The sequence below is a fragment of the Allocatenococcus thiocycli genome, from assembly GCF_921292965.1.
In the GTDB taxonomy this organism is placed as follows: domain Bacteria; phylum Pseudomonadota; class Gammaproteobacteria; order Enterobacterales; family Vibrionaceae; genus Vibrio; species Vibrio natriegens.
On sequence record NZ_CAKLCK010000029.1, the window covers coordinates 101,752 to 124,690 of the forward strand.

Below are 22,939 nucleotides of genomic sequence, written 5' to 3' on the forward strand. Positions count from 1 at the left end.
AGACTTTCCCATTTGTCACCTACCAAATTTCAAAAACATTGGTAGTTTTAATTTCAACAAAGAGAGGTCAACATGATCATCCAAGTCTACCAGTTGCCCGAATGGCTCTATGAGTCGAAGTATATCGAAATAACCGGATTATCTAAGAGTCAGTTAACATCACTTCAGCAAACCAAGCTGGTTGAAGGCAAGCACTACAAAATGATTTCAACAACGGGTCGCAAGAACGGAAGAACAGCAATGTATAACCACGTTGAAATGAACCACTTTTTTGAACAGGAGTCCGTTACGTGAATAATCTCCCCGAGGGTGTAGAGATTAGGGGGAAATCAATTCGCATCAGTTTCACTTACAAAAGGAAGCGATGCAAAGAAACATTAAAGGGATGGCCGGCTACAAAACAAAATATCAAAAAAGCAGGACAGTTGCGTAGCCGCATTGTCTCTCAAATATCAGATGGCTCCTTTTGCTATGCTTCGCAATTCCCCAACTCAAAAAGCCCACTTGTTCTCAGCTCTCCAAAACAGCAGCAGCTCACACTGACTGTCAGAGAATTATTTGATTTATGGTTGTCAACCAAAGAGGCGGAGGTGACAAAAAACACGCTTCGAAAAATAACATCAGAGCTAAAGACGTGCGCAGAGCTCCTTGGTGAAGAGCGGCTGGCTAATAACATCACACTTGCTGATGCTCTCACAATGCGATCTAAAATGCTTGCCTCCTCCACTCGATATACAGACAGGGCGAATCGCACCGGCATGACTGCAACATCAGTTAATAACTATCTATCGACATGCAAAAATGTGTTTGAGTTTTCCCGCGAAGCTCGAATTACAGAAGCGAACCCTTTTGATAGCGTGAAGCGGTTAAAGCGAGAGCAGCACGAACCCGACCCGCTTGAAGTTGACGAATACAACCGGATCATGACTAACGCTACCCTGTCACAGCAAGATAAGAACATCATCACTCTGGCTGTGTTTACCGGAATGCGACACGGTGAGCTGTGCGCTTTAGCGTGGGAAGATATTGATCTCGTAAAGCGGCAAATAAAAGTCAGTCGGAACCTGTCAAGGCTCGATCACTTCAAGCTACCAAAAACAAAATCAGGCGTCAGGACTATCAACTTACTTCAGCCTGCGTTTGATGCCCTGCAATCCCAACGAGCAATAAGTCAGCTTTGCCCCTCTCAAGACGTTGATGTAAAACTTCTTGAAAGAGGTAGAGCGAGAACGGACTCTTGCACTTGGGTTTTTATCAATTCAACAAGCAAAGATACTTCTTTTTTAAATAAGCTACACTTGTCTAATGAAGGCATTCGCCAAGCGTGGGACCGCTGCGTAAAGAGAGCTGGAATACGAAGACGTAACCCATATCAGACGCGACACACCTACGCATGCTGGATGCTGACAAAAGGCGCAAACGTTAATTTCGTAGCGCAGCAGATGGGGCACAGAAACGCACAAATGGTAATGAACGTTTACGGTAAATTCATGCCAAGTGCGGGGCAGTCCGAAGTCGATCGATTAAACGATCAATTTTCAAATTGTCCCACCAGCGCCCCATTGGCAAACAAGAGTTGATAAAATTACTTATATTTCATCAACTTAGGCGATTTACACTATAATCGTTTTGAGAATCGATGACGATTTAAGGGGGTTCTCATGGGTATCCGAGATAACATTGCCGCTCTGGAGCAACAGATTTACGTTGCCTGTTCAGAGGGAGACTACGATACGGTCAATATGCTTGAGCATCAACTCGAATACTTGCGAGGCAGAGTGGATCATCCTTTTGACGATGACCCTTATGCTCTAGACACTCGGTTCGAGTGGGAAGATGACATGAGCGAATAGAAGAAACCTCCGGCACCTTCCGGAGGTTTTTGTTTTTATCAAAGTCATTAATCCGCTATCAGTTCATCAAGCGCGGTTATCGATGCGGTTACTTGATCCGTAAGCACCTTTTTCTTTTGCTTGTACGCCTCTAGCGGGTCCTCTGCGGCTTCGATGCTCTGCAGCGTTCTCATTAGTGAGGTTAAGCCTAAACTACCCGAACTTCCTTTGAGTTTATGGCTTAAGGACCTCACCTCACGTGTGTCATCTTTCTCTGCGGCTAACTCTAATTGATTGAGAACATCAAGGCTGCTGGTTCGGAATAAATCAATAATGTGCAGCATTCTTTCTCTGCCCAAAATCTTCATATCAGACAGCACAACGTGTGGTGAAATAATATTTTCAGCAGCAAGCGGGTTATTATCTACAGATATCAAAACATCGTCTGTGGAAACGGGTTCTTTATGCGATGAACCCTGCTCTCTTTGACCCAATAACAACGGTTTGCCGTCTAACTGCTCTTGAATCATGACTTCAAGAGATTCTTTCACTAATGGCTTGGGTAAGTAACCATCAAACCCTGCCTCCAGATAACGTTCCACTTCCTCTTCAAATACATGAGCAGAAACCGCAACCATCGGTGTTGGTGAGTTCGCTTGTCGTTGAGGCTTATTCTGTTCAATGCACTTAAGACGCTGAATTAAATCGGCGCCGTTGCAATCAGGTAAATTGATGTCGACTAACGCTATATCGAAATCCTGCTTTTCTAATATTTTTTCTGCCTGAAGTCCGTTTTCAGCCGTGACGACTTCGTGCCCCATGCTCTGCAGAAAACCTTCCGCAACCACTCGGTTTACTTCGTTGTCTTCAACCAGCAATACTTTGGCTTTCACTACACACGGTGTATTTACAACCGCATTTGTTTTTACTTCGTCGCTCTTTTCGAGTGGCAACGAGAACCAAAAACGACTGCCTTGGCCTTTTTCTGATTCAAACGCCAACGTGCCATCCATTGCCTCAATAATACGTTTACTAATCGCAAGGCCAAGCCCCGTTCCACCAGTTTGACTCAATCCACCTTCGGCTTGAGTAAAGGCATCAAACAGCGATGTTTGTTCTTTATCCGCGATACCAATACCAGTGTCGGAAATTTCGAATAGAACTTGCGTTTCGTCTTCGGGATTGAGGCTCACATAGATATCAATTTCCCCTTCTTGGGTGAATTTTATCGCATTACCAACCAGATTATTCAGCACCTGACTGATCCGTGTTGCGTCACCTTTCCAGTACTTATTCACATCGCTTTCAATATGGTAAGAGAACAACAAGTTCTTTTCTTTGGCACGACTTTCCATTAGCTGGTAAGTGTCTTGCACCAGTTGATGCAAGTCGAAGTCTGAATGACGTATTTCGAGATGGCCGGCTTCTATTTTTGAGTAATCCAGAACGTCATTGATGATGGCAAGTAACGTTTTACCACTTCGATTAATGATGTCTGCATAGCGTTTTTGCAGTGGATTTAATCCTGAATCCATGAGCAAACGTGCGGTTCCTAGTACCCCATTCAAAGGTGTTCGTATTTCATGACTCATCGTAGAAAGGAAAGCAGACTTAGCTCGACTAGCTTGTTCTGCCTGCTTACGTGCTTTAGCGTGGTTTAATACCTCTTCATTCAAGCGGTAGTTGGCTTGCTTTAGCTGAGAAGTACGTTGCTCTACCAATTCTTCAAGGTGTTCTTTATGCTCTTCGAGTTCTTTCTTCGCCTTCGCCTCACCTTCTGCAACAACTTTTAACGCCTGAGCGGTGTCTCTTGCGGTAATAATAGCTCGCCCCATATGCGCGAGTTCATCTTTTCCTTTGACTGTCAGATCCACTGCTAAGTTGCCTTGCGCCACCGACAGCAACGCTGATGAATACTCCCCAAGTCGCTTGAGCACCGACACATAAACAACACGCCAAACAATTAAAATAGCCACTATGAGGCCAACCACCGAAATAATCGCCAATGACCATTGTGCAAATGTGAGTGAACTCGTCATTTCATCTATCGCAACCGACGTGGCAGTGTTGGAATCATCAACCAACTTATTAACGGTACTATTAAGTTCAGCAAATAGCTCCAGTGTTCTTTGCATTAATTGTTGAGACTGCTCATTATTTTCATATTGATGCATTAAGATGCTAAAGACGACCTGACGTTCACCAAGATCCGTGAGCAGCTGCCCCATTCGCGTCGACAACGTCGGATCTTCCACCGCCTGCACGCGCCTCTTCATAATTCGAAGGTTATTAGCGAAGTCCGCCTGAACTTGTTGGATACGATCTAGATTGGTCAGCGTACGCGCTTCTTCAATTTGGTTGAGAACCTGAAACGCCAGCAGATGAAACTCATGTAGCCGCTCGGTCAGATCCAAATCGACTTCAACCAACGCATCCAGAGCTTGGTAAGCCTGTTCTTTTTTGTTTGCTTCCAGCAGACCATAAATGTGAGTCACATTCGCGACAGCGACAGTGCTGGTGTTTTGCACTTGAGTTCGGGTCAGTTGTTCCAGTTCCTCACTGAGCAAACGCATTTCTTCGACCCGAGTTTCTATCTCTTTCGCGAGATAGAGCTTACGTTCAACCGATGTGCCCAAATCACCCAGGTTATTAATAACCTGTTGAACATGGCTTTCTAACGTATCGAGTAGCTGGGAATCAAACGCGTCTCTGCCAAGCTTTTTGATATGAGAAAGCAACACTTCCAGTTGGTCGAAGAGTGCTCGTCCCGCGGCTTGTCGCTCAAATTCATTTTTGGCGTTAGACAGCGTCTGAACAGAAGAAATAATACGAGAACTTAGTTCAGAGACCTGCCGGGCTTCTATCATGGCAGGAATCGCAGAATCAACCACGTTCCTTTCCGTTTTCGACACCATCGAAAAGCCTGACATGCCGATCAATGCAGACAACATGACCAACATTGCCATCGCAATAAAAGAGAGCAAAAGCTTACGACCGATGCTTGCGGTTGCTAGCAACATATTTTAATGACCTTACTATTCATGTTTGGCGAAATATACTCAAATAATTTCAATATGAAAGCTTCACAGTGATATTGCTAAAATAAATATCCTGAGGATATTTGGGTATAATACGTTATATTTTGCATTGTTCACTCAATCTAAGCCAACGAACTTCATCCATGGTTATTAATCAAAGCTTGCTTCGCTCAATTATCAAACACTTCATCCTCGCCGGTGCATTATTCGCATCCCTACCGTCGCTAGCTGAAGAAAAAATTTGTGCCATTTACCCACATCTAAAAGATTCGTATTGGTTGTCTGTCAATTACGGCATGGTTTCCGAAGCAGAAAAACAAGGTGTTCACCTTCGCGTATTGGAAGCCGGTGGATATCCGGTAAAACACCGTCAGGAACAACAACTCAAGCTTTGTCATCAATGGGGTGCCGACGCCATCATTTTGGGTACGGTCGACCCTCATGCCTATGAACACAACTTAACCAATTTAGTGGGTGACACCCCCGTATTCGCAGCAGTCAACCAGCTCATTCTAGATAAAAAACAGAGTCCTCTGCTAAAAGGTGAAGTCGGAGTGGATTGGTATTGGATGGGACATGAAGCAGGAAAGTATTTAGCCGAACGTCATCCCAAAGGTTCTGGCAATACCAATATCGCTTTGTTGCTTGGCCCGCGCACTCGCGGTGGAACAAAACCGGTAGCGACGGGCTTTTACGACGCCATAAAAGACAGCGATATCCACGTTGTTACTACTCTGTGGGCGGATAACGACAAAGAGTTACAGCGTAACCTAGTGCAACGCGTCATTGACCAAGGCAACATTGACTACATCGTTGGAAGCGCAGTGGCCATTGAGGCAGCGATCAGTGAGCTGCGCAGTGCCGATAAAGCGAGTGAGATTGGCTTGGTTTCCGTCTATTTAAGTCACGGCGTTTATCGTGGCTTACTGCGTAATAAGGTACTCTTCGCAGCAACGGATAAAATGGTTGAGCAAGGTCGACTATCCCTCATTCAGGCAACACGCTACTTGAGAGACTTACCTTATGAAAAACATGCGTCACCGAGCATCATACCACTGACACCAACAACGCTTGACGAAGATACAATTCAGGAATCGTTATCCCCGTCCGAATATAGGCCAACATTCAGCGTCAAGCCTATTGATTGATCGATTAAAAAAGTGTTTCATTAACCAATACACCAAAAATAACTTTATCATTTTGAATCGGAAATAACTTGATGCAAAAAACAACTCGTACCATGCCTGCACACAAGCACGTGGCTTTAGTTGCGCACGATAACTGCAAACCTGAACTGCTTCGCTGGGTACAAGAAAACAAAGAACAACTTCAACGCCACTTCCTGTATGCGACAGGGACAACAGGGCATATGTTAAGTAAAGAAACAGGCTTAGCGATTAAAAATATGATCAGCGGCCCTATGGGTGGTGACCAACAGATTGGTGCTTTGATTTCGGAAGGTAAAATCGACGTACTGGTGTTTTTCTGGGATCCATTGAATGCCGTACCGCATGATCCAGATGTAAAAGCGCTTCTTCGTATTGCCAGCGTTTGGAATATTCCAGTTGCGACCAACCGTGCAACTGCAAAATTCATTTTCAACTCTCCGCTTATCGAACAAGAAGTCGATATCGAAGTGCCAGACTATGAAGCCTATCTGAGCGAGCGCACATAATCTGTGCCCGATATTTTAGATAAAACAAAGGCGATACCGAGTATCGCCTTTGTTATTTCAAACGGTGTCTATTTTATTTAGCGCGAAGTAATGATTGGGTAGTCCCCTGCAACCAGCTCCTGAATGAACGCAGAACCAGCGCCTGTATGGGTAATCCAGACTTTTTCTTTCGCTCGGGTAATCGCAACATAAAACAATCGGCGTTCTTCGGCATACGGAAACTTATCGTTAGATTCCGTCAAGGCACCATCAATATGGACTTGCTTTTTCTTCGCTGGGAATTGCCCTTCATCTACCGACAGGATAATCACGAAGTCCGCTTCACGTCCTTTACTCGCGTGACATGTCATAAAGCGAATATCAAGGTTCGGGAATCGTCTCAACCAGTCATCATATAGATCTGGTTTATGATAATGATTACGTCCAAGCAGCAACACCGATTTAGTTTGCTTCGCCTGTTGGTTTAACTGGTCGAGGATTTTCTCCACTTGGTTACTTGGCGCTGTGTGGACACTTTTTTGCTTACGTTGTTTGTGGCTATTTAGAGTCTTAGGTAACTGCGCTGGGTTTTGCTGTACAAACGCATTTGCCACATTACCAATCTGATTGTTAAAACGATAAGTTGTGTCAAGATGATGAACCGTCGAATACGCAAATCTGTCTTTAAAGCCAGTAATCAGATCAACATCAGCTCCGGCAAACTGATAAATGGATTGCCAGTCATCCCCTACTGCAAATAATGTTGCACCCGCTTGTTTCTCACTGGATTCGCACAGCGCTTCGATTAACGCTAAACGATCAGGAGAGATATCTTGATACTCATCGACCATAACAAAGCGCCATGGAGCGACAAACTTACCTTTTTTTACATACTCAGTCGCTCGACTGATCATCGTTGGGAAATCAACCTGATTTGTCTCTTTGAGCATTTTTTGCCAGGCAGTAAAACATGGCCAACACAGTGCGAGCTCACTATTTAATCGAGTGTACTCTTGATGATCGACCAGTTTTTCTTGAACCTGCTTTTTGGTTAATCCAACCGCCGCCAGATGTGACAGCTGTGAGTCTAACCACGCAATCAGTTTAGGGTTCTCAGAGTGGCTACCCAGCTCATCATCCCCTTTCAAATAGGCAATAGGCCACTTGTCCAAATGCTTTTGCCAGCGCTTGAAGTTTGTAGGAGTCATCCAATGCTTTTTAAGCCAATCAATACACCACGCCGTACGTTGGTTATCGTCCAACGCTAATGGGCTAATCTCCACGGGCTGTGGTTCGACTTGATTCAGTATGAACAACCCTAATTGATGGAAGGTGTTTACACGAGTGCCCTCTGCCGCCATACCTACTTTTTCAACTAAGCGCTCTTTCATCTCTGTCGCGGCATCACGCCCGAAAGCAAGCATTAGCAGTTCTTCAGATTGTGCCTGATGGCTTTGAAGTAAATAAGCGACACGTGCGGTAAGGACGCTGGTTTTACCAGAACCAGCACCTGCGAGCACCAGATTGTGATCATCGTTGAGCAGTACGGCATATTGCTGAGACAGGTTCAATGGTGAAGACTCAATACGGCTGAACAGCACCTCCCAGTTTGGACGTTCACTCTCCAACCACTCTCGATTTCGCTCTTCTAACGTCTCAGAAGTATCAACAAGCCAAGGTTCAATTTCTGCCATGCGGTTCGGCATGCGTAATTTTGCTTCTTCCAAAGTCGTTTTAATTTCCACGAGTTCTTGGTTTAAACGCTCAACCCAGGACGTAACCTGGGAGTGTGAAAGATAAGCAGGCAGGTGTTTTAACTTATAGAGCTCCTCTTCCCATACAGGAAGGTATTCGGCTAACTTTTTACACTGATTGTTGTGCCAGTCCTGATACTGGCGCACCGCATCAAGCGCGAATTTTCTGCATTGTGGCCATGGTAATCCCTGAACCAACCAGCTTCGTTGCTTACCATCTTGCTCATGAGAAAAGAATTGTAGCGAGCTCCAAAGCAAGCCACGCTTGACGTTGACTTTGCCATTCCACACGGTAAACGGAATATGCTCTTCACTGCCTATGGAACTTAATAAAACACTGTTCTCTTTTATTTCGACATGATAATACTCATTTTGAATAAAAAACTGTGCTTTGCTGGTGGCAGTAAGCTGCATGAAATGTGCGCCTTTTTGAGTGATAAGTTTTCGATTTATATCATTTTAGAACATCAAATTGTAGCAATGCGACGCACTGAAATAAGCATCTGGTTTACATTCTTAAATAAATTTCACATTACTGCTGATTTTGTGAACATTACTAACACTAATCAACCTAAAAACATCATGCTTACGTAAAGAAATTATCAACTCAGGAAGCCTTAAAGATTAAGCGTTTAACTAGTCACGCTAATCTCGAGGCTCTTTCTGGTTATTTCATAAGCAAGCTATCTTTTTTCTTAAATTAAATCATAAAAACGCTATAGTGGAGTTGGTATGATATCCAAACAACCTCGGGATATACGGGTATAACTGTCCGTTTTTTATCGGAAATCTAAGGCGCAACGTGCAAGCAACTTCTAAATTTCGCCTCTATTGGGCTAACAAAACCGTTAACTACAGTATTCTTATACTGATAACCTTATTAGGTGTTGTCATACCTGCCTGGTATTTCGGTCAAAATACATTGATTACGCCGCTGATATTGGGAATTATCGCCGCAGCGCTGGCGGAAAGTGACGACAGTTTTACCGGACGAATAAAAGCGCTAATCTTAACGTTCATCTGTTTTGCTGTTGCCGCGTTTTCAATTGAAATTCTGTTCAACACTCCGTTGTTGTTTGCCACCGGACTATTTATCTCTACGTTCGGATTCATCATGCTTGGTGCAATTGGCCCTAAGTACGCCAGTATTGCGTTTGGATCCTTACTTATCGCCATCTATACCATGCTTGGCGCCCATGAAAGCCCAAATTTATGGTTCCAACCACTGCTACTGTTAACTGGTGCGGCATGGTATTACTTCATGTCGATGATATGGCAGATTTTTTGGCCGCTGCAGCCCGTACAACAAAATCTGGCGAACGTTTTTTTCCAAATGGCGAATTATCTGGATGCAAAAGCAAAACTTTTCCATCCGGTGATTAACCTTGAACCGCAGCCTATGCGAATTGAAGCAGCACGCCTCAACGCAGCGACAGTGACGGCTCTCAATGCTTGTAAAGCCACGCTGCTTAACCGCTCGAAACGCGGTCATATCGATGGTCCAAGTGACCGATTTTTAAATATCTATTTTATCGCCCAAGACATTCACGAGCGCGTGAGTTCCAGTCATTATCGTTATCAAGATCTGGCAACTGAGTTTGAACGTTCGGATGTCCTGTTTCGATTTAAGTATCTGCTAGAATCTCAAGCGCGAGCGTGCCGTGATATAGCTCAGGCGATTCAACTTGGTAACGAGTACACTCACACCAATGAATCCATTCTCGCTTTAGCTGAGGTTCAAAACTCCCTTAACTATCTCGAAGAACAAAAGCAGAGTCACTGGAAACGACTATTAGGTCAGCTTACTTACCTATTCAATAACTTAGCTACCGTCGAAAAACAGCTGAGTAATATCAATAACCCCGATGCCGAAAGACTTGAAGAAGACATGCTGGACGATACCAATCCACATACTTTAAAAGCCATGTGGCAACGGATTTCAGCGAACCTCCATCGAGACTCCCTACTGTTTCGCCATGCATTACGTATGTCGATTGCATTAACGCTTGGTTATGGAATTATTCAGGCGTTTGATTTTGACCGTGGCTATTGGATTCTTTTAACGACCTTGTTTGTATGTCAGCCTAACTACAGTGCAACGCGCCAGAAGCTTACTGCCCGAGTAATTGGGACGTTGGCTGGCTTATTAGTTGGCGTGATGCTGCTCACCGCTTTTCCTTCTCAAGAAAGCCAATTGGTGTTCGTTGTCGTCTCCGGTGTGATGTTTTTCGCCTTTAGAATGAACAATTATGGTTATGCAACTGGCTTTATCACCCTGCTCGTACTGTTCCTGTTCAACCAGCTAGGCGAAGGCTACGCAGTTGTACTGCCTCGACTGGCCGATACAATTATTGGTTGTATGCTTGCGGTAGGGGCGGTCATGTTTATTCTTCCTGACTGGCAGTCCCGACGACTTCATAAAGTCATGTCAGATGCGATTGATGCAAACAAGCAATACCTTGGACAGATCATTGGTCAATACCGAGTCGGTAAAAAAGACAGCTTAAGTTATCGTATCGCACGTCGTCAGGCACATAATAGTGACGCAACGCTCACCTCAGCTATCAGTACCATGCTTGCTGAGCCAGGGAAATACAGAACCGCCGTTGATGAAAGTTTCCGTTTTCTCACTCTCAATCACGCTATGCTGAACTATATCTCTGCATTGGGTGCACATCGTACACGTATCGACGATAACTCAATTCATAAATTAGTGTTAGACGCCCACCGTTGTATTCATCAGCATTTGGATGTTCTTCATCAGCAGCTTCACCAGCACTGTGAAACATGTGATCTCTCGGATATTGAAGACGCTGGTCTGGAACAACGTTTAAATGAATGGCGGGACGAAGATGACAGCTCGGCTCGAATGGTATTGCAACAACTCCACCTTATTTATCGCATGTTGCCGGAGTTACATTCACTGGCAAGTAAATTCGCGGTCCGCGTTAACTGATCGTATTCGCGACTCACTGATCTGCTCTTTAACTCGGGAAGCTTGTTAGCTTCCCTTTTTTATCGAATAAATACATCAATCAAAGCGAGCGTTCTTGAACTCAACATGTGCTAAAGCCATGCTGGTAACCATTCCTACATATTTACACACCTTCCTACAAACCAGTTTTTTCACCTTACAATTTAGTCACATTTTGACCCTTCACTTGACACACCCTGACAATATTCGGACAAAAATAATGCGATTGAGCTCTAATCTAGCCTTGTGTGAATAAGTTTGTTGTATGGCCATGGAGGCCCTAAAAATAGGTAATGAAGGATAAACCTGTGTACAACGAGGAATGTGATATGAACAAACAGCAATTTAACGAGCTTAAACAAAAATTGAGTGATTTAACGGACAGTCAGCTTAAGTCTCTTCAGGGTGAAATTAGCAAGACCCTAGACAAAAAACGTTCTCCACTGCTTTCTTCGGAAGAGCGTGAGATGATTTCACAACTGTTTTCTTAACCTTGTTTCCTCGATCTCGCTGATCACGAATCCAATTCGCGTATTGTTCTGCCGTACTTTACCCTCGTTGTAGCACGTACAAAGTAACGCCTTTTAATACTTAGAGCAGAAGAGCAGAGTCCTAACCTGCACCTCCGTTAACTCCCCCTCTCCAAATGAATACTCGTTAAGCCTCACTGATTTATTGTCAAATCAAACCCAAATACCGTATTGAAGCTTTAGCTTTCAGGACAACCCTTTAGACATGCGTGCTTCAGGTGAAAACAAAACTTCCCGATGCAACCAGTAGTGGCAAAAAGCCAAATATAACGCTGTAGAAACTCGTACGTTTAGACAGTTTTATCAGCAAAGGGGACGAGTAAAACGTAACCATAAGATAGGGAATAATATAAATCGGTTGCAGAAACAATGCGCAGATCAGATGCGACAGAATATGCAACTCAGCACTCCAAGAACTTGGGTGTGTTCTACGGATTAATGCAAAAGAAAGAATAAGGCTAATAGCAAGGTTCAACATAACAGTACAAATGTAAATAATTATCATTTTCTATTTTAGTGAACCATTCAAGCATCTTCAAATACGTTTTAACTATTGATCTCATCAGCACAATCAATCAAACAAATGAATAACGCTATCAATAATTTTCTTATTAAACGTTTGCGTAATCGCTAACCTTCACTTTCCCCAATTTTGAGGCTTTTATCACGTTATGTACGTTGTTATAGTACGCCCAACATAAAGACCATTCGAGGCACGGAGCTTCCTCAATAATCTCAAGAAGAGAAGAATTGGTACCGACATATTCGGCAGATTTAAAGAGGGTCAAAAAATGGAAATGAATATGGTTGAAATTCTAGGTTATGCGGCTTCTATCATGGTTGCTATCTCGCTTACTATGAAAGACATCGTTAAACTTCGTATCCTTAACTTTATCGGTTGTGGTCTATTTACCGCTTACGGCCTTATGATTGATTCATGGCCAGTTGTACTAACCAACGGCTTTATTGCATGTGTTAACGTGTACTTCCTAGCTAAAATGCATCAGGAAAAAAGCAACCTAGAGCCTGAAAAAGCTCAATAGACACCGATGTCTTAAAAATACAGTATTTAAAAAGCCCGCTACCTCTGTTAGCGGGCTTTTTTGCGTTTTATCATTTCATCCATTGAAGCTCTATGGTCTCTCGACGTGAGAACATAGCAACATGAGAAGTGATGATATCTTTGACTTTACCTAAACCTTCTTCAGAGTCAGCTCCACAGACAATTGTTAACTTGGTATCACTAACGGTAAGTACCGCCTGACCTGGAGGAAAAGTGACTAAGCCATTTGTCTCATCCCATGTTGCAGGTACCTTGCGCGCGAAATGTCGACAAAGTGTCACTAAGTATTTGCTCACGTGTTCACTTTCAATGTGAGCCGTTTCTGTAATCATAGAGTCACTTTACTTGCAATTTAGTTAAAACTGATAAGCGGCTGAAAGCTTAAAGTTTCGGCCTGGTTCGTAATCATCTAGAGTAAATCCACGCGCCGTACCTGAACGGGATGCGTGAGATGTATATAACTCATCAAAGACGTTATCAATACCAAAGGTGACCGACAAGCCATCAATATCAGAAGGTACCCACTGAGCGTATAGGTTGTGAACATCGTAGCTATCCTTGACGGTTTGACCATCAAATACGTTGTCTTCTTCTAGTATAAACATTGAATTCCAACCAAATACGGTTTCTAACTCTTCTGACTGATAATCAAGCGTCAACGCAATGCTATCACCCATATCGATACTGCGTCCGTTACCACCAGCAACAGGGCCACCGTTGGTCTTATCTTCTGTATCCGATTGAGAGTAAGATAGCTTACTATTGAACTTATCGTAGCCATATGACGCACTCGCTTCAAAGCCTTCAATTTCCACGTCACCTAAATTGTAGATAAGGTAAGTTTGGCTTGCACTTTGATACTGTTCAGCAATGTAGTCATCTATCTGCGTCTTAAACAGAGTCACATTTGCGCCGAAAAAGTGCTTGTCCAATCGCTTAGCAAAACGTACTCCACCTTGCGAATTCAGACCAGTTTCTGGGTTCAAGCCGTCTTCAAGAAACGCCACATCTTGGTAAGCGACAAAGGTTTCCATCAACTCGGGGCCTTTGAATAACGAACGCGCACTTGCAAATAACGTCCAGTCGTTGGTCGCCGCCCACTCAGCTGCCAGCGCCCAAGTCACTTCGTCGAAGTCGTCAGTGCCAGTTTCCGCCTTCCGTTCATAATCATCAAACCGTAGACCAGCGGTAATAAAGAAAGAATCCGAAACGTGGAACTGCTCTTCAACAAACAGCGCTGTCGATATAGCCGACTCATCCATGAACTTACTGCTACCGTAGTAGCTAGAAGATGTCTTATCCATGTAATCAAAACCATATGTTACGCGGTTATCAAACTGTCCCAGCAACAAATCTGATTGGAATTTTGCGTTTAAACCAAAGTTTTGGTTCTTCGCCGTATTTTTCGACAGACGGTTTGCAGGCCAACGCGGTGCCATAACCGACTCATCACGTAGGATTTCCGTTTCTGTGTTGTAAAGGGTTACGTTACCTTGATGGTTGTCACCACGTAACTCATAACTCAGAGTTACCGTATCACGATCATAATCAGTAGGGATCAGTAGCTCACTCGACAGACCATTGTTGGCCGCTCCGGACATATCCGGGCGTGGGCTGTAATCACCACTATCACGATACAAGTCATAGGAGATTTCAAAACGGTGGATGTCATTAAACTCGTAGCCAAGTTTAGCCAGAATGTTATATACATCGCCTTCTGAGCCAAAAGTTTGATTTCCATCGCCATCTTCAAAATCATCACGCGTCACGTAGTTACCATAGACCATGACATCGACGTTTTCGGACAATAAGCCATACAGAGTTAACGAACCTTGTTGGTTGTCGTTCGAAGCATAGCCGCCATATACACGTGCGCCAAAAGTTTCGTCATAGCGCAGAAGGTCACGAGCATCTTTTGTTGCAAAGTAAACAGAACCACCTAAACCATTTTGAGTAACTGAGTTATTACCCACCTGAATATCTGCGGACTTTAGAATATCTGGGTTTAACGTCAAGTTACCAATGTGGTGGAACATGCTTGCATGTTGTGATGCGCCATCCAGACGGATATCTAAATCAGACTCGCTAAGGCCACGAATCGTAATTCTTTGGTTAACTGAGTGGGTGCCACCAACATCCACACCTGGAATATCGCGCAACAGATCCGACATATGATCGGCTTGCTTAAGCGACATATCGTCAGCAAACATTGATTCCGAGTTACTTGAAACTTTCGTACCCCATACGACGACTTTCTCGGTATGAGAATCCGATGTTGAACCGCCAGCATAAACTGGGTTCGCTAGTGCCATTCCCACTGCAAGGTAAAGGCTTGAAAGCTTGAGTGATGGGCAAACTGGGCTTTCCATATACACACTCCTAAATATTAATGATTATAATTCTCAGGTATAATAGGTGCGCATGATATAAACACAAAGATTATTAGGTTATGCGAAATCACATACATATTATGAGGAAACGTTAAATGCAGGTAGGTAGGCCTAAACGAACTAAACTTGATAAAATATCTATGACTCAAATTTTGCAAGATACGGAAAAACAGTTGATCGTAACGCTCGGTCAGCCGTGTCAACTGCAGTTAGCTGAAGGTGTTTTCTTAACTTACCAATATAACGACCAGATTTTTGTCCATGGTGGACGCTGCGTAGAACTCGTAAACTCAAATATAGTTTCAACCGCTCAGTCATCACTGTTGATCACCATTCTTCTTGAGGGAAAACTGTCTTTTGGCTACGACGATTTACAATTTAATTTGGACGCTACCAAGTCACCTAAGGGCGTGGTGGTGAACTTGCTACAACCTGCAAACTTCTTTCGCTCACTTGTTAAAGACAATCACGTTAACAAGATAAACATCCTCGTAAAACCACAATGGCTAGCACAACGTTTGAACGACTCATGTGAAACAAGCAACTTTTTTCACTCGCACGAAGCTTTCTATTCCCTGGAAGTATGTCCCATGCTCACAGAGCTTGTTAGCACTCTCTTACGAAGTGGAACGCCACGTAACTTGCAAACTAAGATCGGGATTGAAAGTTTGATTTATCAGATTTTATCCAATGTCCTTCAGCAGATGCCTAACATCCATTATTCTCAACACAAATCAGTGACAAGCAGGAAAGATCATAAGATTGAAGACATCATCAATTACATCGAAACTCATCTAGCTGAAGAACTGAGCTTAGCAAAGTTATCGACGGTTTTTTCTATGAGCGTATCCAACTTGCAACGCCGCTTTAAACAGTCATTCAACATGACGGTAAACGGCTACATTCGCTACCGCCGTTTAGTCGTGGCTCGACAACACTTAGAACGAGGCCTTGTTACCATTACAGAGGCAGCCTATGAAGCTGGTTATCACCACCCGTCCAATTTCACCAACGCATTTAAAAAGGCATTCGGTATGCCTCCTCATGAAGTCGCGAAAGTGTAGACGTGTATCAAGCCAAAACGGGGCCATCGAAAAGAGAAAGTGACCTTTTTACGGGAACTTACAGCAGACACCTCACTCTAACTCCTGCATATTGAAGCTATTTGGGTATATAATCGCGTTAAGCGCTATCTTGAATGAAGAGGTGAATTATGAATATTGGTGCTGTAGCCAAACTGACCGGCCTTTCCTCTAAGTCTATCCGTCTGTATGAGGATAAAGGGATTATTTCACCACCCGCTCGCAGTGACTCTGGATATCGAGAATATTCTGACAACCACATCCAAGAACTCAACCTAGTATCGCGCGCGAAGCATGCTGGCTTCTCACTGCAAGAGTGCAAAGAGTTTGTTCAACTCGCACACAACCCAAATCGAAAAAGCAGTGAAGTTAAAGCTCGCACGATGGATAAATTAAAAGAAGTAGAAGAGAAAATAGCGCACCTGCTAGAGATGAAGCAACAGCTAGAAAGCTGGGTATCTTCCTGCCCTGGTGATGCTAAAAGTCGTTGTCCTATCATTGACGAACTGACCAAATAAGTTCATTTGCCCAAATAAACTAAAAGGAGGACACGAGCCCTCCTTTAATAATTCAAACTAGTCGTGCACTTAAGCTACGATTTTGAAATTGGGTATCTTTTCTTAAACGCCGATGCGGATGCAAACAGCCCGGTCGCTGCAAAAGTAACAAAAATCCCTAGCAAGTATGATAGTTCCTCGTGCGCCAGAAGACCGTAACTACTAAACAAAAAGACAAAAAAGACGAGTGCTACACTAATACGATGACACCATGGTCGTTTTACAGAATACTGAGCGTATTTTTGAACTAGAGCAAACCCCATCCAATTACCCCATTAATTACAATACTATTATTTATAGGCGGTAATAATAGATATTTTATCAACTTATGAAAATGTACTTATTCATTTTCTGGCAAAAAGTCACATTTATTGTAAAAATTATCAATTAACGGACAAAATTAAACCATTTATTTTAAAAATTGATATATATCAAAGATATAAAAAACGAACTCATACATTTAGAGAAATGGAGCTAAAAAAGCATTTTTACGCTCTTTCGCTCGACTAACGCAGGCTCTAACTGGACAACTTCTGCTTCCGCTGATTTGTCGTTTAGCCGTCTGACCAAGGTTTCAACCGCGGCCTGACCCAATCGATACTTAGGCTGGTGAATAGTTGTCAGTGATGGAGACATGAATTTGGCGATATGTATGTCATCGTAACCAATGAGAGAAAGATCCTCTGGCACGTTGATACCTAGCTCGTTGGCCGCGTTGATCACCCCCATCGCCATCATGTCGTTGGAGACGAAGATAGCAGTCGGTAACGCTCCCCTTTCAGACATCTTTTTCAGAGCCTGATAGCCACCTTCACATTCAAAATCCGATTCGATGATCCAGTTGGGATTAAACGTCAAGCCAGCTTCAAGCATGGCACGTTTGTAACCTTCATATCGCATTTGGGCCTGATGCTTGATCAGAGGGCCAGTAATACAGCCAACCTGCTTATGCCCACAATCTATCAGGTGCTTCACTGCAAGATGTCCGCCACGCAGCGAGTTATCTTGAATCTTATCGCTGGTAAAAAGCATTGGTCCCCAGTCCATAACCACAACCGGGATATCAGGGTATCGCTCGAACACATCAATACGCTCCCCTTCCAATGAATCACACATCAGAATCAAACCATCAACACGCTTTTGAAGCAGCGTACTAATGGATTGACGCATACGTTCGTTATCCCCTTCGGTGTTACATAGGATAAGGCTATAACCTTTTTGGTAACAACTGCGTTCGACACCCTTTACGACTTCACCGAAGAACGGGTTGGTAGAGGTTGTTACCAACATACCAATAGTTTGAGTTCGATTGACCTTAAGGCTGCGCGCTAGCGCTGATGGAGCATAATAATTGAGTTCTTTTGCGGCGTTATTAACTCGCTCTGAGATCTCTTCACTAACAAAGCGAGTTTTGTTAATAACATGGCTCACCGTAGAAGTGGATACCCCTGCCAGTTTCGCGATGTCTTTCATCGTTGCCATGTTATAAATTCCTTACTTATTGGTTTTCAGCTAAGAATGCGTCCACCTCTTCACGAGTTGGGATAGACGTCTGTGCACCAAAGCGCGTAACTGAAATGGCTGCCGCTGCGTGTGCAAACTTAATTGCTGATTCTAAAGACAAACCTTCCAATAAACCAGTGACGAATGCCCCATTAAAGGTATCACCTGCTGCCGTGGTATCGGTAGCGTCAACGCGGAAACCAGGGATAATCTCGCCACGACCATTCTGACTTAACCAAACGCCTTTCGCCCCTAGGGTAATCATCACGATTTCAATGCCTTTACTATGCAGGATGTTGGCCGCTTCCTGAGCACTATCGTTATCCGTCACTGTCACGCCAGTCAGGACTTCTGCTTCGGTTTCGTTAGGAGTGATGACATCGATACACGCTAATAATTCGTCCGATAATTCACGCGCAGGTGCCGGGTTAAGAATCACGTTCGTTTTTGCATCTTTTGCTACACGCGCCGCTTTCTCGATGGCACATATCGGTGTCTCAAGTTGCATCAACAAGTATTCAGCGCGGCGTATGCGCTCTAGATCTGACTCAATAGCCTCAGCGGTCAGCTTAGCGTTCGCTTCTGCCGAAATACAAATACTGTTCTCGCCACTATCTGCTACCTGAATCATCGCAATACCAGTTGGACAGTTTGGCTGCATCTTCACCGCGCTAATGTCGATGCCATCCATCTTAAAATTCTCGCGAATATTGATCCCGAATGAATCATCACCAACACAAGCAATAAAACCAATATCAGAATTCAGGCGTGCTGCGGCAACGGCTTGATTTGCTCCTTTACCGCCAGGAATAACTTGGTAGTTGCGACCATGAAGCGTCTCGCCTGGGCGAGGAAAAGAAGGCACTTGAAGAACATGGTCAGCGTTTACACTACCTAACACTACTAACTTATTCATACGGTTATCCTCGGTTCTGAATGAACCCTTTTTGAAAAACTGTTTTCTGAAAAATACATTAGATGACTTTAACTTCTCGTCTGAGCCGTAATAAAAAGTCAAAGGCATCTATTCTTGCCCTCTCCCCCTAACGACAGATAAAACGGAGGAGAGAGCGAAGAAACTAGGATTATTTATCCAAAGCCGTGATTATTTGGTTACCACTTTTAGAGGAACCGGGATGTAAGCTTCGACTTTTTCGCCTTTAAGAACTTTGTCTGCTGTTTCTACACCCAGCGCACCGATAAGGTCTGGTTGCTGTGCGATGGTTGCGGCAAGCTTGCCACGGTTAACAGCAGCGATGCCGTCTTCAGTACCATCAAAGCCTACGATAACCACATCTTTGCCTGATGCCTGTACCGCACGTAGCGCACCAAGTGCCATCTCATCGTTTTGTGCAAACACGGCTTGTACATCTGGATTCGCAGCCAATAGGTTTTCCATAACGTTCAAACCTTTAGTACGATCGAAATCAGCAGGCTGGCTTGCAAGAAGTTCCATGTTGCTGCCTTTTACTGACGTCATGAAACCTTCGCCACGCTCACGTGCCGCTGATGTACCCGCAATACCTTCTAGCTGGATGACTTTCGCTTTCTCGCCAACCTTCTCCATAATGTATTTGCCAGCCATTTCACCGCCAATCACGTTATCTGAAGCAATGTGGCTAACCACGTCGCCACGGCTTGCGCCACGGTCAAGAGTCAATACTGGTACATTAGAGCGGTTTGCCATGCGAATCGCATTAGATACTGCGTCTGAATCTGTCGGGTTAATCAGAATCGCTTTAACGCCTCGGATAGTCAGGTCTTCGATGTTTGATAGTTCTTTACTCGGGTCATTTTGCGAATCAAGAACAATCAGATCGTATCCCAGCTCTTTCGCTTTCGCTTCAGCACCGTCTTTCATCGTTACGAAGAACGGGTTGTTCAGAGTTGAAACCACAATCGCCATCGTATCCTGAGCTTGTGCAGCCACAGATACGGTTGAGGAAAGAAGTGCAGCAGAGATAAGAGTTGCGAGTTTTTTCATCGTTATAGTCCTTTGTGTAGGGTGAGCCAGCACACGTCGACTGGCTCAGTGTTATTCACATCGTTTGGATTGTTATGAATTACTTATTTTTGTTGTCTACCAGTACTGCCAGCAAGATAACCACTGCTTTTGCAATCATTTGGTAGTAGGAGGAAACATCAAGCAGGTTCAGTGCGTTATTCAAGAAACCGATGATAAGCGCACCAATTAGTGTACCCATAATGCGGCCTTTACCACCCATCAGACTGGTACCACCCAGAACTACTGCTGCAATCGCATCTAGCTCATAACCCATACCTGCTGTAGGTTGTGCAGAAGAAAGACGAGAAGTCACGATGATGCCAGCAAGCGCCGCTAACATACCGCAGATGGCGTAAACACCAATCTTCACTCGGTCAACATTGATACCTGACAAGCGGGTCGCAGATTCATTACCACCAAGTGCGTAAACGTAACGACCAAAGCGAGTGTGGTTAAGTAGGTACCACGCGGCAGCAAACACAATTACCATCAGCCATACAGGAACCGGAATACCCAGCGCATAACCCGTACCGAACCATGCAAATGCATCAGCGGTATCGGTAAAACCAGTAGAAATTGGTCGACCGTCTGTGTAAACCATGGTTACACCGCGTAATAAAGTCATGGTAACCAGTGTTGCGATGAACGCTTGAACCTTACCCTTAGCGATAATGATACCGCTTATCGCACCAAGCGCAGCACCAGCAAAAAGAGCGGTAGGCACAGCAACCAGCACGGGAACTTCCATTGCAATCAGGCTTGCAGCAAATGCTCCACATAACGCCAGCACAGAGCCTACACTTAAATCGATACCTGCGGTCAGGATAACAAGTGTCATACCTACAGCGATAATCGCATTCACCGAGGTTTGACGAAGAATGTTAAGAATGTTGTCTACCGTGAAGAAATTCGGGTTCAGGAATGATACGACAACAATCAAAAATATAAGTGCAATCAGTGATTTTTGTTCAATCAGCCATTCTTTGGTGAACAGCTTTTTGCTGCTAGCTTCGTTCGGTTTGCTCATGGTATTGGTACTCATGCTGCTTCCTCATTAATCTTTTTGCCTACGGCACAGGCGAGTAATTTTTCTTGGTCGGCGTCTTTCGCATCGAATTCGCCACTAATACGACCTTCATGCATGACAAGAATGCGGTCACTCATGCCCAGCACTTCTGGCATCTCAGAAGAAACCAAGATGATGCTCATGCCGTCGGCTTTGAATTTATTGATTAGCTGATAAATCTCTTTCTTGGCGCCAACATCTACGCCGCGTGTTGGTTCATCCAAAATCAGAACTTTAGGTTTGGTCATCAATCCTTTCGCGATAGCCACCTTCTGTTGATTACCACCAGAGAGGTTGCCAATAATTTGGTCACGCGTCGGTGTTTTGATATTGAACAGTTTGATGAAGTCTTCTACCGCAACCACTTCTTCACCGTGTTGGATTTGGACACCTTTGGTCAACTTATCCAGAGCACACAAAGACATGTTTTCTTTGACTGACAAACCGAGTACCAAACCATCGCCTTTACGGTCTTCAGAGATGTAGGCGATACCATTTGCCAGACCATCTTGCGGACTAACTGGGTTAATGGTTTTGCTGTCTAGGTTGATAACACCATGCTCACTCGGTAAAGCACCGTAAATCACCTTCATCAATTCAGTACGACCCGCGCCCATCAACCCTGAAATACCAAGGATTTCACCACGTTTAAGCGTGAAACTAACATCGTGAACACCGGAGCCAGTTAAACCGATCACTTCAAGACACGTCTCACCATGTTTTACATCAATGCGTGGGTATTGTTCTTCAAGCTTTCGGCCTACCATCATTTCGATAAGACCATCTTCATCAGTATCCGAAACCTGACACTCACCAATGAACTTACCATCACGAAGTACGGTAATGTCGTCACAAATTTCGAAGATCTCTTTCAAACGGTGTGAAATGTAAACAATGCCGCAACCTGCATCACGAAGCTCATTGATCACTTTAAATAGCGATTCGGTTTCCGTATCCGTCAGTGCGTCGGTTGGCTCATCCATGATGATGACTTTCGATTCAAAAGAGATCGCTTTGGCAATTTCGACCATCTGCTGTTCGCCGAGGCTTAAATCGCCAAGCAGAGTTTTAGAGCTGTGTTTTACGTTCAAACGCTTCAAAAGCCTGTCAGCTTCATCGTACATTTTGCTCCACTGAATACGTCCCATCGCACCAGTAAATTCACGCCCTAGATAAATGTTTTCCGCAATGGTCAACTCAGGGATTAAATTCAACTCTTGGTGAATAATGCTGATACCTGCTTCTTGAGAATCTCTTGGACCTTTAAATGCAGCGGGCTGACCCTGGTACTGAATGCTACCTGAGTCCATGTGGTAAATGCCGGTTAGCACTTTCATCAAGGTCGACTTACCTGCTCCATTTTCACCCATAAGCGCCATTACCCGCCCTGGATACACATGAAGGCTCGCCTTATCTAGCGCCTTTACGCCCGGAAACGCTTTTTCAATCTCACTCAGTTGTAGAATGGCTTGAGTCATAATCTGTCCTCAC

19 protein-coding genes are annotated in these 22,939 nt (G+C 44.1%); 10 read left to right on the plus strand and 9 right to left on the minus strand.

Annotated features, from left to right (window positions below; genetic code table 11):
* Positions 1 to 72: 72 nt before the first annotated feature.
* From xisR to L9Q40_RS10645, 3 genes are all read left to right on the plus strand, one after another.
* On the plus strand, positions 73 to 294 hold the full coding sequence (xisR, locus tag L9Q40_RS10635; RefSeq protein WP_498793262.1) for an excisionase family protein: 222 nt from the start codon (positions 73 to 75) through the stop codon (positions 292 to 294).
* Positions 291 to 1,580 (plus strand): site-specific integrase, encoded by a 1,290-nt coding sequence (locus L9Q40_RS10640; protein ID WP_498793263.1) that lies wholly within the window; start codon positions 291 to 293, stop codon positions 1,578 to 1,580. Before xisR ends, L9Q40_RS10640 begins: the two co-directional genes overlap by 4 nt.
* An 81-nt stretch (positions 1,581 to 1,661) precedes the next feature.
* Positions 1,662 to 1,853, plus strand: a complete 192-nt coding sequence (locus L9Q40_RS10645) for a hypothetical protein (protein WP_014234066.1) — start codon at positions 1,662 to 1,664, stop codon at positions 1,851 to 1,853.
* A gap of 47 nt (positions 1,854 to 1,900) precedes the next feature.
* On the opposite strand, the gene torS is transcribed toward L9Q40_RS10645, so the two are convergent.
* A complete protein-coding gene (gene torS, locus L9Q40_RS10650) occupies positions 1,901 to 4,852 on the minus strand; it encodes a TMAO reductase system sensor histidine kinase/response regulator TorS (protein WP_498793264.1) in 2,952 nt (983 codons plus the stop codon).
* 161 nt (positions 4,853 to 5,013) lie between these two features.
* Between torS and torT the strand changes: the two genes are divergently transcribed.
* Together torT and L9Q40_RS10660 are read left to right on the plus strand one after the other, a co-directional pair.
* Complete coding sequence (gene torT / locus L9Q40_RS10655; RefSeq protein WP_498793265.1) at positions 5,014 to 6,018, plus strand: TMAO reductase system periplasmic protein TorT; 1,005 nt, start codon at positions 5,014 to 5,016, stop codon at positions 6,016 to 6,018.
* A gap of 71 nt (positions 6,019 to 6,089) precedes the next feature.
* Entirely contained in the window at positions 6,090 to 6,545 is a 456-nt protein-coding gene (locus L9Q40_RS10660) for a methylglyoxal synthase (RefSeq protein ID WP_014234063.1), read from the plus strand.
* A gap of 77 nt (positions 6,546 to 6,622) precedes the next feature.
* On the opposite strand, the gene helD is transcribed toward L9Q40_RS10660, so the two are convergent.
* The gene (helD, locus tag L9Q40_RS10665) at positions 6,623 to 8,692 is read right to left on the minus strand and encodes a DNA helicase IV (RefSeq protein WP_498793266.1); all 2,070 of its coding nucleotides are present in this window, start codon (positions 8,690 to 8,692) and stop codon (positions 6,623 to 6,625) included.
* Between the two features lie 388 nt (positions 8,693 to 9,080).
* On the opposite strand from helD, the gene yccS reads away from it, so the two are divergent.
* From yccS to L9Q40_RS10680, 3 genes are all read left to right on the plus strand, one after another.
* Positions 9,081 to 11,234 (plus strand): YccS family putative transporter, encoded by a 2,154-nt coding sequence (gene yccS / locus L9Q40_RS10670; RefSeq protein ID WP_239947093.1) that lies wholly within the window; start codon positions 9,081 to 9,083, stop codon positions 11,232 to 11,234.
* A 347-nt stretch (positions 11,235 to 11,581) separates the two neighbouring features.
* Positions 11,582 to 11,743 carry a hypothetical protein gene (locus tag L9Q40_RS10675; protein ID WP_014234060.1) on the plus strand — a complete coding sequence of 54 codons (162 nt, stop codon included), beginning with the start codon at positions 11,582 to 11,584 and terminating at the stop codon, positions 11,741 to 11,743.
* Between the two features lie 830 nt (positions 11,744 to 12,573).
* Positions 12,574 to 12,825, plus strand: coding sequence for a YgjV family protein (locus L9Q40_RS10680; RefSeq protein WP_014234059.1), 252 nt, complete (start codon positions 12,574 to 12,576; stop codon positions 12,823 to 12,825).
* A gap of 70 nt (positions 12,826 to 12,895) precedes the next feature.
* On the opposite strand, the gene L9Q40_RS10685 is transcribed toward L9Q40_RS10680, so the two are convergent.
* Together L9Q40_RS10685 and L9Q40_RS10690 are read right to left on the minus strand one after the other, a co-directional pair.
* Complete coding sequence (locus L9Q40_RS10685) at positions 12,896 to 13,177, minus strand: DUF2218 domain-containing protein (RefSeq protein ID WP_329353136.1); 282 nt, start codon at positions 13,175 to 13,177, stop codon at positions 12,896 to 12,898.
* Positions 13,178 to 13,201: 24 nt separating this feature from the next.
* Positions 13,202 to 15,214 (minus strand): TonB-dependent siderophore receptor, encoded by a 2,013-nt coding sequence (locus L9Q40_RS10690; protein WP_498793267.1) that lies wholly within the window; start codon positions 15,212 to 15,214, stop codon positions 13,202 to 13,204.
* 116 nt (positions 15,215 to 15,330) lie between these two features.
* Between L9Q40_RS10690 and L9Q40_RS10695 the strand changes: the two genes are divergently transcribed.
* Positions 15,331 to 16,299 (plus strand): helix-turn-helix transcriptional regulator, encoded by a 969-nt coding sequence (locus L9Q40_RS10695; protein ID WP_498793268.1) that lies wholly within the window; start codon positions 15,331 to 15,333, stop codon positions 16,297 to 16,299.
* Between the two features lie 149 nt (positions 16,300 to 16,448).
* A complete protein-coding gene (gene cueR / locus L9Q40_RS10700) occupies positions 16,449 to 16,835 on the plus strand; it encodes a Cu(I)-responsive transcriptional regulator (RefSeq protein ID WP_014234058.1) in 387 nt (128 codons plus the stop codon).
* A 513-nt stretch (positions 16,836 to 17,348) separates the two neighbouring features.
* Here the strand turns inward: cueR and L9Q40_RS10705 are convergent.
* From L9Q40_RS10705 to rbsA, 5 genes are all read right to left on the minus strand, one after another.
* Entirely contained in the window at positions 17,349 to 18,356 is a 1,008-nt protein-coding gene (locus tag L9Q40_RS10705) for a substrate-binding domain-containing protein (protein ID WP_498793269.1), read from the minus strand.
* 16 nt (positions 18,357 to 18,372) lie between these two features.
* The gene (rbsK, locus tag L9Q40_RS10710) at positions 18,373 to 19,293 is read right to left on the minus strand and encodes a ribokinase (protein ID WP_498793270.1); all 921 of its coding nucleotides are present in this window, start codon (positions 19,291 to 19,293) and stop codon (positions 18,373 to 18,375) included.
* 189 nt (positions 19,294 to 19,482) lie between these two features.
* The gene (rbsB, locus tag L9Q40_RS10715; protein WP_014234055.1) at positions 19,483 to 20,361 is read right to left on the minus strand and encodes a ribose ABC transporter substrate-binding protein RbsB; all 879 of its coding nucleotides are present in this window, start codon (positions 20,359 to 20,361) and stop codon (positions 19,483 to 19,485) included.
* 79 nt (positions 20,362 to 20,440) lie between these two features.
* Entirely contained in the window at positions 20,441 to 21,424 is a 984-nt protein-coding gene (gene rbsC, locus L9Q40_RS10720) for a ribose ABC transporter permease (protein ID WP_020334734.1), read from the minus strand.
* Entirely contained in the window at positions 21,421 to 22,926 is a 1,506-nt protein-coding gene (rbsA, locus tag L9Q40_RS10725; RefSeq protein ID WP_020334733.1) for a ribose ABC transporter ATP-binding protein RbsA, read from the minus strand. Before rbsA ends, rbsC begins: the two co-directional genes overlap by 4 nt.
* Between the last annotated feature and the right edge of the window lie 13 nt (positions 22,927 to 22,939).